This window comes from Amycolatopsis saalfeldensis (assembly GCF_900110575.1).
GTDB lineage: Bacteria > Actinomycetota > Actinomycetes > Mycobacteriales > Pseudonocardiaceae > Amycolatopsis > Amycolatopsis saalfeldensis.
The window spans coordinates 1-13,565 of the sequence record NZ_FOEF01000001.1; the positions used below are offsets into that span (position 1 = coordinate 1).

The following is a 13,565-nucleotide window of genomic DNA, read 5'->3' on the forward strand; positions in this document are numbered from 1 at the left end:
CGGATCTGGGGCCGGATTCGCGGACGGGGCATCGGGTTCGGGTGGCGGGCCGGGTGCTGGCGTTGCGGACGTTGGGTGGGTTGTGTTTCGCGCGGATCAAGGATTTCTCGGGTGAGTTGCAGTTGATGCTGGACGCTCGTGAGCTTGATTTGACGGGGTGGCGTGGCGGCGTCGACCTGGGTGACCATGTGGGTGTGAGTGGCCGGGTGGTGACGTCGCGGCGGGGTGAGCTGTCGGTGCTGGTGGACGAGTGGACGGTGACGGCGAAGTGTCTGCATCCGTTGCCGGACAAGCGGAAGGGGCTGACGGATCCGGAGACGCGGGTGCGGCAGCGGTATCTGGATCTGGCGGTGAACCCGGAGTCGGCGCAGATGCTGCGGTTCCGGTCCACTGTGGTCCGTGCGGTGCGGGAGCGGTTGCACCAGGGTGATTATCTCGAGGTCGAGACGCCGATGTTGCAGACTGTCCATGGTGGAGCGAACGCGCGGCCGTTCGTCACGCACATCAACGCGTATGACATGCGGATGTATCTGCGGATCGCGCCGGAGCTGTATCTGAAGCGGCTGTGCGTGGCCGGGGTGGAGCGGGTTTTCGAGCTGAACCGGAACTTCCGCAATGAAGGCGTCGATGCCACGCACAATCCGGAATTCACGATGCTCGAGGCGTACCAGGCGTACGCGGACTACAACTCGATGCGCGTGCTGACCCGCGAGCTGATCCAGCATGCCGCCGAAGCCGCGTACGGCGCGCAGGTCGTGCGAAGGCCGGACCCGGACGGGAAGATCGTCGAGATCGACATCTCCGGTGACTGGCCGGTGATCCCGGTGCACGAGGCCGTTTCCACCGCACTGGGCGCACAAGTCGACTCCTCGACACCGGCCGACGTGCTCCGGCGGCTGTGCGCCAAGGCCGGCATCGAGGTCTCGGAGGAGGCGGGGGCCGGGGACCTCGTCCTCAAGGCCCACGAGCATTTCGTCGAGCCCGGCACGGTCCTGCCGACGTTCTACACCGACTACCCGACCGAGGTTTCGCCGCTGACCCGCCAGCACCGCGTCGACCCACTGCTGGCCGAGCGCTGGGACCTGATCGCGTTCGGCTCGGAGGTCGGCACCGCCTACACCGAGCTGACCGACCCGATCGAGCAGCGCCGCCGTCTCGAGGCGCAGTCACTGCTGGCCGCGAGCGGCGACGTCGAGGCCATGGAACTGGACGAGGACTTCCTGCAGGCACTCGAACACGGCATGCCGCCCACCGGCGGCCTCGGGATCGGCATCGACCGGCTGCTGATGATGCTCAGCGGCACCTCGATCCGGCAGACGGTGCTGTTCCCGTTCGTCCGCCCGCAGAACTGAGCCCGGCCACAGCCGGGATCAGTCCGCTGTTCGCCGTCAGGAGCGGAGCTTTTCCACCGCCACCTTCAGTTCGGCCAAGGCCGCGCGGTAGAAAGTGGGCCCATAGGAAACCCTGGCCACGCCCAGTTCCCGGAGGGTGGGCAGGTCCAGCGCACCGCCGCTGTTTCCGTTGACCGGGCCGGGTAGTTCGGTGACCAGGGTGGCGAGAACCTCCCGGTCGCGCACGCCGATCGGGTACAGGCAGTCGGCGCCGGCGGCCCGGTAGAGGCGGCCGCGGCGGATCGCCTCCGCCACGCGGTCCGGTTCCGGGATTCCGGCAGGGGGCAGGAAAACGTCGATGCGGGCGTTGATCACGATCGGGACTCCGGCGTCGTCCGCGGCGGAGCGGACTGCGGCCAGCCAGTCCGCCTGCGCGGCGGCCTCCGAGAGGCCGCCCGCCCGGTGGTCGGTGTCCTCCAGGTTGCAGCCGACCGCGCCGATTTCCAGCAGGCGGTCCACCAGTTCACGCGGCCGCAGACCGTATCCGGCCTCGGCGTCCACCGTGACCGGGACCTCGACCGCGCGGGCGACCCGGCCGGCGGCGGCGAACATCTCCTGCCACGGCGCGCCCTCGCCGTCGGGGTAGCCGAGCATCGCCGAGACGGCGGCGCTCGCGGTGGCCACCGCGGGAAAGCCGGCTTCGGCCACGACCGACGCGCTGGCCGCGTCCCAGACATTGGGCAGCACCAGCAGTTCTTCACTGTGCAGCGCGCGGAGCCGGTCCGCGTGCGCCTTCAACTCGACAGCCATGCAATCCTCCACATCATAGGTTCGGGCCAAGCACTCAGTCGACGATGACGCCGCCGGTCAGGTTCGCGACCGTGCCCGTCATCGCGGCCGCCCGGTCGGAGGCGACAAACGCCGCCGTCTCGGCGAACTCCGCCAGGGTGGTCGCGCGTTTGCGGTGGGTCGTTTCGGCGACGACGGTCGTGAACTGCTCTTTCGTGATGCCCAGCGCGTCGGCGTGCAGGCCGAAGACGACATCGATCGTCGAGGTCTCCACCATTCCGGTGGTACGCAGGCAAACCGACCGCACGCCGTGCCGCGCGTACTCCACCGAGAGCTCCCGGTTCAGGGCCTCCAGCGCAGCCCAGGCCGGCCCCATCCCGCCGAGCATCGGGATGCCCACGCGGCCCGGTTCCGCCGTGTGCATCAGGATCACCCCGGACCCCTGGGCCGCCATCCGGCGCGCGGCGGCCCTGGCGGTCACGAAATGCGCCTGGGCATAAGTGGTCACCGGGCGGAGGAAGCTCGCCACAGGCAGTTCGGCGAGCGGGATTCCCTGCAGGCCCTGCTGCGGGATTCCGATGGCGTTGAACGAAATGTCGATCCGCCCGGCCGCGTCGAAGTGGGCCTCGACGGCTTCCTCGTCCAGCGCGTCGACCACCGCCGTGTCGGCTGTCCCGCCGGCGGCGGTGATCTCCTTGGCCAGCGCGTCGAGCGCGCCGGGGTCCCGGCCGGTCAGGAAGACCCGGGCGCCTTCACGGGCGAACGCCCGGGCCACCGCACCGCCGGCCGCGCCCGCGGCTCCGTAGATGACCGCGTTCTTGTTTTCCAGCAACATGTTCTACTCCCCTGCGCCCGATGCGGCGACCATCGCGTACTGACGTTCCAGTTCCTTCGCCGCGCCGGTGCGCCAGCTCTCGGCCTGCGACTCCGCCATGGCGTCGGGGAAGATGTCCTCCTCGCCGCTTTCCACGCCGTCGAAGATGTTGCGCGCGACGGACTCCGGGGAGGCCTTCGGCAGGTCGACGCCCCGTGACATGTCGGTGTCCACGATGCCGGTCAGGACGGCGTGCACGCTGATGCCGTGCCCGGCGACGAGCGCGCGCAGCGATTGCGTCATGGAAAACGCGGCGGCCTTGGAGATCGAATAGGCCGGAATGAGCGGCAGCGGCGCGAAGGCGTTGACCGACAGGTTGTTGACGACCGCTCCCCCGGAACGCGTCAGCGCCGGCAGGAAGGCCTGCGTCACGCTGTGGGTGCCGAAGAGGTTGACGGCGAGGTGCTGCTGCAGGACCGAACGATCGGTGAGGTCGTCGTAGGCCGCGATGCCAGCGTTGTTGACGAGGATGTCGAGGGTGTCGATGCCGGCGGCGGCCTGCTGGATCTGCGCCGCGTCGGTGATGTCCAGTGCCAGCGGCGTAACCCGTGCGTCCGCGTGGGGCAGGGGCCGCCGCATGCCGGCGTATACCCGTTTCGCGCCTCTCCGCAACGCTTCCTCGACGAGCGCCCGTCCGATTCCGCGACTGCTTCCGGTGATCAGGACCGTGTGGTCCGCGATGCTCGTCATGCTGATGCTCTCCTCAGGTCCGGGCGGCGGATCGAGCCGCCCGAATAAAGACAACCGGGCCGGCGGGAACTCATCGCGGCTGACGGCGGAAAAGCGCGAGCAGTCGTTCTCCCGGCTCCGCCGTGGCCGCAACATCCAGCGGGGTCGCGAAAAACCGGTCGGCGGCCAGCAGTGGCGACACCTCGAGCAAGCGCGTCGCCAATGCGGCGGGGATGGGGTGATCCGCCCCGCAGGCACGCGAAATGTCCCACGCGTGCAGGACCATTTCCGCGGCGGCGGTGTACCCGACGATCTCCGGCGAGATCCACCGATCCCCCACCTCGCACCGACGGCCGGGCGTGACGGTCCACGCGACCAGCAGGCCGACGATGCGGGCCCGGATCGCCGCCGCGGGATCGGCGACCTGGCCGGGATCCGGGCCCGGGCCGCCCGTCAGCACCTCGGTGAGATCGTCCAAAGAGGACCGGACGTGGCCGAGCAGGTGCCCGAGGTCCCAGTCCGGGCACGGGGTGGGCGCCGACAGGTCGGCGTCGCGCACCAGCCGGACGCTCCGTCCCAGATACCGGGCGGCACCACTGAGCACGGCCTGCTCACCGCCGGGCCGCGCTCGGGGCCGTGAACACCTCGGGCAGGCCGAAGGCGGTGACCAGGCCGGGGTCGAGGAAGGCGTTGATCCGCGCGATCTGGCCACCGATCAGGGAGAAGACCTGCACGCCGTACGCGCGGAAGAGCCCGTCGGCGGCGCGCTGGTACACCGCGACCGCGGGTGCGCCGTTGGCTCGCGTCGGCGTCATGCGCCAGTGGTCCGGGACCGGCAGCACCACCCGGTCGAGGAACGCGCACACCACGTCGCGGCCGGTGAACCAGGTGGGAATCGGGGGCATCTCCAGCTCGACGTCGGCCCGCAGCAGCGTGGCCAGCGCGGCGACGTCCGAGTGCTCGAAAGCCGACGCGTAACGGTCGAGCAGGCTCCGCAGCTCGGGTTCCGCGGGCTCGGCGAGCTCGTCGGAGACCGGGCCGGCCTGCGCCAGCTGGCCGCGGGCGCGTTGCAGCGCGCTGTTGACCGCGGCGACGGAGGTGTCGAGCATTTCGGCGACCTCCTTCGCGTGCCAGCCGAGGACGTCGCGCAGGATCAGCACGGCGCGCTGCCGGGCGGAAAGCTGCTGGAGGGCGGCGACGAACGCCAGCCGCACCCCGCTGCGGCCGGACACGATCGCCGCGGGGTCGGCGGTGGAGGCGTGCAGCAGGCTGTCGGGCGCCGGTTGCAGCCAGGGGATGTCCGGTTCCGGCCCGGCGAGCGCCACCCCCGCGTCGTCCGACGGCGCGCCGAGACCGGACGGCAACGGCCGCCGCGCGCGGGTCTTCAACGCGTTCAGGCAGGTGGTGGTCGCGATCTTGTACAGCCACAGCCGCACCGAGGAGCGGCCCTCGAACCGGTCGTAGTACCGCCAGGCCCGCAGGTAGGTCTCCTGCACGAGGTCTTCCGACTCGTGCAGGGAGCCGAGCATGCGGTAGCAGTGCGCGAGCAGCTCCGGGCGGTAGCGGTCCGCGAGTTCCGCGAATTCCGCGGCGGCCGTCATCGCCGGGCCGCCCGGCCGGCACTGGTGCCGAGGTTCATCTGGTTCTCCATCCGCCGGTTGATGCGCACTGATAGAGACAACCGGGCGCCCGGAAACTCATCGCGGAGCCGGAGGGCCGGTACCGGCAAACCACGCCGGCGCCGCGCCCGCGAACACCGAAACGGCCGACCTGCTCGGGTCGTTGACGACCTGACGGCCGTTCATACAATTCTTGTACGGCGCCGCGGAAAACCTTCCCAATCAGGACTTGGGGCCGCCGGTGTCGGAGCCGACGTAGGTGTCCTGCCGGTCGCCCGTTGCCCCGTCCGCGCGCTGCTGCTGATGCGTGTCCTGGCCGACAGCGGCGTACGCGGTCCCACCGGCCAGCCCCATCAGGGCGAGCGCCGCCGCCCCGGCCGAGATCCGATACCGCCACGCACTGCTTTTGGTGTCCGCCACTGTTCCCACCCTTTTCCGCAATCCCCTGGTTCGCACCCCCGATAATGCCCACAGACGCCCGCCGGCTCCACTGCGGCAGGACAAAGGGGCAGCCAGGACTGCCCGTTGCCACCAGGTGAACGGAATTGCGCGGGTAAACGGTGATCACTCAGCCGACGAGCCGGTCGTGCTCGGTGAGCAGGGCCAGCACGTCTTCGGCGTCGGGCAGGCCGAGGCGGACGAAGAGGGTGTGGGCCCGGCGCAGGTGGGCCAGCCCGGTGTCGGTGTCCCCGCGGGTGCGGAGTATTCGCCCGAGCACGGTGAGTGCGTGGGCAAGGTCCCGTTCGATGCCGAGTTCTTCGCAGCCGGCAACGGCTTCGGCGGCGTACTTCTCCGCCTCGTCGTAGCGCCCCATCACCCGCAGGGTTTCCGCGAGCCGGTACAGCGACTGCGACGCGCGGTCCGGCAGCCCCGAAGCCCGGGAGGTGACCAAACAGGCGGTGAAGTGCGAAACCGCCTCTTCGTGCCGCCCGAGTTCGTGCAGGGCGAGCCCGAGGACGTAGTGGCCCGACGCCTTGCCGGGCCGGTCGCCGAGGCTGTCGGTCAGGGCCAGCGCGGATTCGCACGAGGGCACGGCCTCGGCGGCGCGCCCGCTGCGGACCCTGGCCAGTCCGGCGTTCAGCGTGGTCGCCGCCTCGGCGGAACGGTGGCCGAGCGCGCGGGCCAGCGCGACGGATTCGTCGTAGCAGGCCAGTGCCTCCTCGAAACGGCGCAGGTACTGGCAGGCCACGCCGAGGTCGTTGAGCGCCTGCCGCAGGATGTCGCGTTCGCCGATGCGGCGGGAGATGTCGACGGCCGCGCGCGCGTGCCGGGCGGCCTCGGCCGGGCGGGAGGCGCGCAACGCCCCGATGGCGAGGATCAGCAGCGCCCGGGCTTCGCTGGGCTCGTCGCCCGAGCGTTGCGCGGCCGCTCGCACCAGGGCCGCGGTGTCGGCGAGACGGGGATAACGCGTGTCGTGGCTGAGCGGGCTGGTGCACAGCAGCAGGTCCGCGGCGACACGCAGCCGTCCGGGATCCCGGGTGACCGGCAACGCCGCGGCCCGGCGAGCGACCGCCGTGACGATTTCGAACTCTTCGTTCGCCCAGGTCCGGGCGCCGCGGATGTCGGCGAACGTCAGGCCCGGCACGGGCAGGGGCCCGACCAGGTTGGCGACCGGATCCCCCGGGACGACGTGGGCCAGCGCCGCGCACGAGGTGGCCAGCAGGTGTTCGAGCAGCGCGCGCAGCGCCACGTCGGTCTCTTCCTCCGGCCGCTCCGCGGCGCGCTGGGCGGCGTAGACCCGGACCAGCGAGTGGTAGTGGTACCGGCCGGGCTCCGGTGACTCCAGCAGGGCCGCGTCCACCAGCGATTCCAGCAGGAGTTCCGCGGTGGCCTCCGGCGCGCCGAGCAGGGCCGCGGCCGAGTCGAGCGAGACGGTCGCGGCACCCGGGACGGACAGCAGCCGGAACGCCAGCGCCTGCGCGAGGGTCAGCTGCTGGTAGCTCAGCTCGAAGACCGCCCCGATGGCGAGGTCACCCACCCGCAGTTCGCTGAGCCGGCGGCGCTCGTTGTCCACCCGGTCCGCCAGCGCCCCGATGGTCCAGCCGGGGCGGGCCGACAGGCGGTTCGCCACGATGCGCACGGCCAGCGGCAGCAGCCCGCACGCCTCGACCAGGCGCCGGGCCTGGTCCGGTTCGGCCGCGGCCCGCTCGGCGCCGATCACCGCGCCCAGCAGGCCGAGGGCTTCTTCGGGGGTGAACGCGTCCAGCGCGAGGTGGGCGGTGAGCGGCAGCCCGGCCGGGACGGCCCGGGTCGTGAGGATGACCCCGCACTCCGCCGAGCTGGGCATCATGTCCCGGACCTGGGCCGCGTCACGGACGTTGTCCAGCACCAGCAGCACCCGCCGGCCGTCGAGCAGCGAGCGCAGCAACGCGCGCCGGTCCTCCAGCCGCTCGGGCACCGCCTCGGGCGCGATGCCCAGCGAGGTCAGGAAACCGGCCAGCACTGTGCTCGGCCCGGCCGGGTGCTCTCCCTCCCCGCCGAGGTCGGCGTGCAGCTGCCCGTCGGGGTAGGCGGACCGGACGCGATGCGCCGCGCGCAGGGCGAGCGAGGTCTTGCCGATGCCGCCCATCCCGGCCACCGCCACGACGGCCGGGGTGGTGCGCCCGGCCTCGGTCAGCAGCGCGATCAGCCGGTCGAGGCCCGCGGTGCGGCCGACGAAGTCCGGCAGGGTGGGCGGCAGCTGGCGGGGCACGGGCAGGGGCGCGGGGACCGGCTTCGCGCCGGCGGGCGGATTCTCGCTCGCACCAACGGTTTCCGCCGGTTCGCCCCGGTCGAGGCCGGTCTCCCCGGCCAGGACGGCGGCGTGCACGGCGGCCAGCTCCGGACCCGGCTCCACCCCGAGTTCGTCGACGATCCGGCGGCGGAAACGGGTGTACACCGCGAGTGCGTCGGCCTGGCGGCCGGCCAGTTGCAGCGCGCGCATCAGCAGGCCGTGCGGACGCTCGCGCAGCGGGTGCGCGGCGGTCAGCTCGGTGAGCGCCGAGGTCGCGAACAGCTCCCCGTCGAGGCGGAGCCGGAGGTCGAGCTGCTCCTCCAGCGCCACCAGGCGCAGCTCGCCGAGCCGGTCCCGCTGCATCTCGGCGAACGGCCCCGGCACGCCGGCCAGCGGCTCCCCCCGCCACCGGTCGAGGGCCTCGGCGAGCAGTTCGCAGGCCTCCTTGAGATGCCCCTGGCCACGAGCCGTCGCGGCGCGGCGGATCAGGGACTCGGCCTGCGGCACGTCCAGCGCGTCCGGCGGGACGAGGAAGCGGTAGCCGTCGCCGTGGGAAACCAGCACCCGGGGCCGGGACGGATCGGGCTCGAGCAGCCGCCGCAGGCGCCAGGCGTACGTGCGGAGGGTGCGGATGCCGCCGCCGGCCGGCGGGAACTCCCAGACGGCGTCGACGATCTGCCGGGCCGACACGGTGCGGCCCGAGTGCAGGAGCAGGTACGCGAGCATGGCCTGCTGCTGCGGCGGTCCCGCACCGACCTCGCGCCCGTCCCGGTGGACGAGCATCGCCCCCAGCACGGCGAACCGCAACGGCTCGGAGCGGCCACCGGTGTCCTGCTCCGGCCCGCCGGCTTCCGGCTCTCCCACTTGCCACCCCCCGCGGCTGCGTTCTGGGACGCCCCCACGGCCCTGCGGCCAGTCCGGCACCTGGTCAACGAGGGTGCTGATCGAACGTTGACCCCACGTGGAACGCGGCCTGGCAGACTGGAAAAACGTCAATCGAAAGCACCATACAGGACATCCGCCGGGGTCCGGCCAGAAGCGACGGAGAGTGACGGCGGCAGCCTGGCCCGTGGCCGCCGGTCCGGGACGGCTCCGTCACGGATTGGAACCACAATGGACTTCCCCGTCGGTTACGACGCTTCCGCGGACGGACTGCTGCTGCGCCGGTACCGCGTGGCGGACGTGCCCAGCCTGGTGGCCAACGGCCGGGACGCGGAGACCCGGGCCTTCATGGCGGGCCCGCCGGCCGAGCCGACCACCAAGGGCATGCTGGAGTGGGTGCGGGAGGCCGGCTCCCGGCCCTCGCCCGACCCGGACCGGCTCAGCTACGCGGTGGCCGACCCGGCGACCGACGAGCTGCTGGCCGGCGTCGTCATCCACGTGACGCGGCGCCGCGACGTCGCCGAGCTCGTTTTCTGGGTTTGCGAGGACGTACGCGACCGGGGTGTCGGCACTCGCGTGGCGCGCGCGTCGAGCGAACTCTGCTTCTCCCGGGGCATTCACCGGGTCGAGCTGGTCATCCGGCCGGACGACGTCCGCAGCCGGCACTTGGCGAAAGCCGTCGGCTTCCAGTGCGAGGCCCACCTTCGCGAAGTCCTGCCCGGCAGTGGTTTCAGCTTCGGCTCGAACGCCGGGCGGCAGGACGGCGAACTCTGGGCGCGCCTGCGCACCGACGCTTAGGCGCTTTCCCCATCAGGACCGGAGGGGAAAGCGCTTCCCCTGCCCTCAGATGATCCCGGCACGCAGGGCGTACGCGACCGCGTGCGACCGGTTGCGCAGGCCCAACCGGTGGGTGAGCGAGTAGATGATGTTCTTGACGGTGTGGTCCGCGTAACGCATGCGGCGGGCGATTTCGTTGGTGTCACAGCCTTCCGCCATCAGCCGGATCACCGCGACCTCCCGCTGGGACAGCACGTGCTTGCGGGTCTTGACCGCCCCGTCGTGGCGGGTTTTCCGTTCCTGCGCCAGCAATCGGAGCCCGGCCGTGTCCACCGCGGCCGCGCGGACGCACCGCGGCAGCCGGTCGTCGACGACGGCGGCGCGGGGCAGCACCGCGACCACCGACGGTTCGAGAGTGGACGGCAGCTCCACCTCCTCGGCCGGATCCATCAGCAGGACAACGGGTTTGGTCGCGTTGCCGAGCGCGGCCTCCAGCTCGGCGACCGCCGCCGGGTCCAGCTCGTCGAAGGCGGCGACGATGACATCGGCCCGCTTCCGGGTCTCCCCCCGGCCGACGACCATGCCCTGACGTCCGCTCAGACAGGCGACCAACCCGGCCCCGGTAAGGGGATCGAGGGCATGCACCGCCACCAGAACGTCCTCCACTCCGATCCTCCTCAAAACTCTCCACCGGACAGCGGTCGCGTCCGGACGGGGCCTCGCGCCGCGCCCGCCGGTTGCCGGCGGGCAGCGCGAAGCCAAGCTGGTGGTAAGCCTCCGGGCAGACCCTCAAGAGAGGAGACGCCTGTACCGGCCGGCGGTTGCCGCCATCCCCCGGTTTTCGGTGCCGTCGTGGTACTTCTCTCCCCCGGCCGGTTCGCGCCAGGAGGTCTGCACCACCAGTGAACACCGTGCCGCTACGGCACACTCAAGTCCGGATTTCGTAACAAAGCCCGGCGAGCGGCGCAGTTGCCCCGGCGGGCCCCATCCGTTGCCCGGCAACGCCTTGGTGTGGCACCCGATGCAGCAACGGCATCCGGGTGCACGTCGTTTCCCCCCGCGTCAACGAATCCGGTCAAGTGACCTCCGAGAGGAGCGAAACTTGACCGTGCCGCGACGGCACGGTTTCGAATGGCCGCCGGCGCGACACCGGCCGATTCGAACGCCCGCCACCCGGCCGCCCGGCGCCCGAAGACCCGTTCCTGAAGCAGCAGCTGGCCGCGAACCGGACGATCACCGTCGGCAAGCGCCAGGTGCTGCCCACCCTCCCCGGGGTGCGCAAGGCGCTCCGGGGAGTCCGTCGCCGCTCGCCGGGGGCCGCCGCAGGGTGACCGGATCTCACTTGGAGTGGCCGGTCGCCCGGTGATCCACTAAAATTTATGACGCACATCACGGGCGTCAGGGGTTGAGTATGCCGTTACGGCACAGTGTTCGATAGCCCCTTTAGGTGACGGGGGAGTGAACGGCCACCGGCCGTTTCACCACGTCCACCCATCCTTCTGGCAACCCTAGTGGTGACCCTGTACGGACCTACGCGAGGCGGCGCATGCAACCCAACCTTCAACCCGGCGAGGACTTCGCCCTTCTGCTGGAGCGAGAAGCCAGGAAACTCCAGGAAAAAGGCGAGGCCCTGGCCGCGGCGTTCGCCGCGTCCGGCTCCACCGTGCGCTCCTCGGACGGCTCGGTGACCGTGAAAGTGGAAGCCAACGGCTCGCTGAGCTCCATCGAGTTCGGCAACCGGGCCTGCGCGATGGGACCGGCCAACCTCTCCACCCTGGTCATGAAGACCGTGCGTGAGGCCCAGCTCAAGACGGCCGGGAAGGTCGCGGAGTCCTACACCGAGATCAACGGCGACGACCAGGCCGCGGAGCTCGTCCGCACCTTCCTCCCGAAGGTCGAGGACACCGGGGACGGCGCCCCGGACAACCCCGAGCAGGACAAGTGGGCCCCGGAGGCGCACGAGGAGGAGCACCCACCGCCCGGCCGGCGGATGCCGCCGCCCGGCCGCCCGATGCCGCCGCAGCCGGGCCGCCCCGTGCCGCCGCCGGGGGGAGCCATGCCACCACAGCCGGGCCGGCCGATGCCGCCGCAAGGCGGGCCGACGCCGCCGCCGCCAGGACGTCCCGTGCGGCCGCCGAACCCGCCTTCGCCCCCGCCACGGCGACCGCACTCCGACCCGGACGACGATGAAATGAGCCCATGGTGAGCGACGGCATCAAGACCCAGTACGACGCGCTGCGCACGTTCGCCACCCACCTCGACACGGTCGAAGAGGCCCTGCAGAAGAGCGGGGACATGGTGGGCAGCTGCGTCGGCGACCCGGGCATCTTCGGCATCACCGGCGGCCAGCTCTACGGGGCCGGCGCCAGCATGCACTGCGCGAAGGCGCGGGACCACCTGCACGACTACTCGGCGAAGGTCAAGGACTTCTCCGAGAAGGTGCGCGATTCCGCGCAGAAGTACCAGGAAGGCGACAAGGACGCGGAGGACTCGATCATGAGCGCCGCCAAGGGGCTGGGAGAGGTGAAAGTCAAGTGAGCGACGAGTACCACCGCGGCGATGTGGGGAACAACGCCGGTGTCAGCGCCGACGACTTCAAGGACCCGGAAAACCCGGGCGGCGGCGACAGCGCCGGCGCGGGTTTCTTCGACACGGCGTTCGGGCTGAAGAAGGCGGTTGCCTCGGGTGACAGCCTCAGCATCGGGATGGCCTCGGTCGGCATGGCGGTCGACATCCTCGGCATGGTCCTCGACCCGCTCGGCTCGCTGCTCACCGCCGGGATCGGCTGGCTGATCGAGCACCTGGTCATCTTCCGCTGGCCGCTGGACGTCCTGATGGGCGACCCGAAGGGCATCGAGGCGGCCAAGAACGCGATCTGGGACGAGGGCAAGACGGTCAAGGCGCTCTCCGAGCAGCACAAGACGGCCACCGGCGAGGTCATGAAGGGCTGGACCGGCCAGGCGGCCGACCAGTTCAAGACCGACATGGACGGTGTCGCCGCCCAGATCGACGCGCTGTCCGACTACGTCAACTTCGCCGGCAAGCAGATGGCGATCGCGGGCGGCCTGATCGGCACGGTCCGCGGCATCGTCCGCGACATCATCGCGATGACGCTGGCCGGCATCGTCAAGGCCGCGATCATCGCGGTGGCGCTGGCGCCGGTGACGTTCGGCGGCTCGATCGTCGCGGCGATCACCAGCACGATCGTCGAAGTCGGCGTCGCGATCGGCAAGATCGGCACGAAGATCGCCGACCTGGCCAAGAAGCTCGCCGAGATGATCAAGCTGCTGGCCAAGACGCGCGGCGCGGCCGACGAAGTCGTGAAGTCCGCGGTCGGCGGCAGCATCGGCAAGGTCAAGGTGCCCAAGCCCGGGCCGCACACCCCCAAGCCGCCGCCCGACAAGCCGATGATCAAGGAGAACGGCGAGCCCCCCGAGCCCAAGCCGGGCGACAAGGACCCGGTCAAGCCGGACCCGAAGAAGCCGGAGAAGCTCGGCGACATGGTCACCCGAGTGGTGCGCGACAAGCTGGAGAAAGAACTGCGTAGCGAGGTGAAAACGCAGAAGGACCAGGTGGAGATGGACGACGCCCTCAAGAATTTCGACAAATGGTGCGGCGCGCCGATCACCCTCACCAGCGGGAATTCCAAGAAGGCCCTGGAGACGATCGAAAAGATCGTGAAGATCATGAGCGACCCCACGTACGGCGCCCAGGGCATGGGCGGGAAGATCGTTGTCGACATGATGAAGGCGATTCCGCCGGCCGCGGAAGAGCAGCCCAAGTAAGACGCGAAACAACCAGCGCCTGGGTTACCTCGGAAAGCCTCGCCGCCGGCCCGCTCGAATGCGGGCCCGCGGCGAGGCTTTTCCGTCGCGAACGGCCCGTTTCCCCGGGAAACGCCCGCCCCGGCC

General features: G+C 71.1%; 13 protein-coding genes. 5 read left to right on the forward strand and 8 right to left on the reverse strand.

Annotation, left to right across the window (positions count from 1 at the left end):
- Positions 1-1,352 (forward strand): bifunctional lysylphosphatidylglycerol synthetase/lysine--tRNA ligase LysX (gene lysX / locus BMY97_RS00005; RefSeq protein ID WP_091612689.1); only part of this gene is annotated, 1,352 nt, incomplete at its 5' end.
- Positions 1,353-1,388: 36 nt separating this feature from the next.
- On the opposite strand, the gene BMY97_RS00010 is transcribed toward lysX, so the two are convergent.
- The 7 genes from BMY97_RS00010 to BMY97_RS00040 form a co-directional block, all read right to left on the reverse strand.
- Entirely contained in the window at positions 1,389-2,141 is a 753-nt protein-coding gene (locus BMY97_RS00010; RefSeq protein WP_091610637.1) for an isocitrate lyase/PEP mutase family protein, read from the reverse strand.
- A gap of 34 nt (positions 2,142-2,175) precedes the next feature.
- A complete protein-coding gene (locus BMY97_RS00015) occupies positions 2,176-2,955 on the reverse strand; it encodes an SDR family NAD(P)-dependent oxidoreductase (RefSeq protein ID WP_091610639.1) in 780 nt (259 codons plus the stop codon).
- Between the two features lie 3 nt (positions 2,956-2,958).
- Positions 2,959-3,684, reverse strand: coding sequence for an SDR family NAD(P)-dependent oxidoreductase (locus tag BMY97_RS00020; RefSeq protein WP_091610642.1), 726 nt, complete (start codon positions 3,682-3,684; stop codon positions 2,959-2,961).
- Positions 3,685-3,754: 70 nt separating this feature from the next.
- Complete coding sequence (locus BMY97_RS00025; RefSeq protein WP_091610644.1) at positions 3,755-4,375, reverse strand: maleylpyruvate isomerase family mycothiol-dependent enzyme; 621 nt, start codon at positions 4,373-4,375, stop codon at positions 3,755-3,757.
- A complete protein-coding gene (locus BMY97_RS00030) occupies positions 4,275-5,264 on the reverse strand; it encodes a sigma-70 family RNA polymerase sigma factor (RefSeq protein WP_091610647.1) in 990 nt (329 codons plus the stop codon). The genes BMY97_RS00025 and BMY97_RS00030 overlap by 101 nt, the downstream gene beginning before the upstream one ends.
- Positions 5,265-5,504: 240 nt before the next feature.
- A complete protein-coding gene (locus BMY97_RS00035) occupies positions 5,505-5,702 on the reverse strand; it encodes a hypothetical protein (RefSeq protein WP_091610650.1) in 198 nt (65 codons plus the stop codon).
- Positions 5,703-5,850: 148 nt separating this feature from the next.
- Entirely contained in the window at positions 5,851-8,859 is a 3,009-nt protein-coding gene (locus BMY97_RS00040; RefSeq protein WP_218156642.1) for an AfsR/SARP family transcriptional regulator, read from the reverse strand.
- A 249-nt stretch (positions 8,860-9,108) separates the two neighbouring features.
- Between BMY97_RS00040 and BMY97_RS00045 the strand changes: the two genes are divergently transcribed.
- On the forward strand, positions 9,109-9,675 hold the full coding sequence (locus tag BMY97_RS00045) for a GNAT family N-acetyltransferase (protein WP_091610653.1): 567 nt from the start codon (positions 9,109-9,111) through the stop codon (positions 9,673-9,675).
- 45 nt (positions 9,676-9,720) lie between these two features.
- Here the strand turns inward: BMY97_RS00045 and BMY97_RS00050 are convergent, their stop codons facing one another.
- Positions 9,721-10,320 (reverse strand): response regulator transcription factor, encoded by a 600-nt coding sequence (locus BMY97_RS00050; protein ID WP_143086088.1) that lies wholly within the window; start codon positions 10,318-10,320, stop codon positions 9,721-9,723.
- A gap of 880 nt (positions 10,321-11,200) precedes the next feature.
- Between BMY97_RS00050 and BMY97_RS49000 the strand changes: the two genes are divergently transcribed.
- The 3 genes from BMY97_RS49000 to BMY97_RS00065 are packed head-to-tail and all read left to right on the forward strand — an operon-like array spanning position 11,201 to position 13,439.
- Complete coding sequence (locus BMY97_RS49000) at positions 11,201-11,860, forward strand: YbaB/EbfC family nucleoid-associated protein (protein ID WP_091610658.1); 660 nt, start codon at positions 11,201-11,203, stop codon at positions 11,858-11,860.
- The gene (locus BMY97_RS00060) at positions 11,857-12,192 is read left to right on the forward strand and encodes a type VII secretion target (RefSeq protein ID WP_425425208.1); all 336 of its coding nucleotides are present in this window, start codon (positions 11,857-11,859) and stop codon (positions 12,190-12,192) included. The genes BMY97_RS49000 and BMY97_RS00060 overlap by 4 nt, the downstream gene beginning before the upstream one ends.
- Positions 12,189-13,439 carry a methyl-accepting chemotaxis protein gene (locus BMY97_RS00065; protein WP_091610665.1) on the forward strand — a complete coding sequence of 417 codons (1,251 nt, stop codon included), beginning with the start codon at positions 12,189-12,191 and terminating at the stop codon, positions 13,437-13,439. Before BMY97_RS00060 ends, BMY97_RS00065 begins: the two co-directional genes overlap by 4 nt.
- The last annotated feature ends 126 nt before the right edge of the window (positions 13,440-13,565 follow it).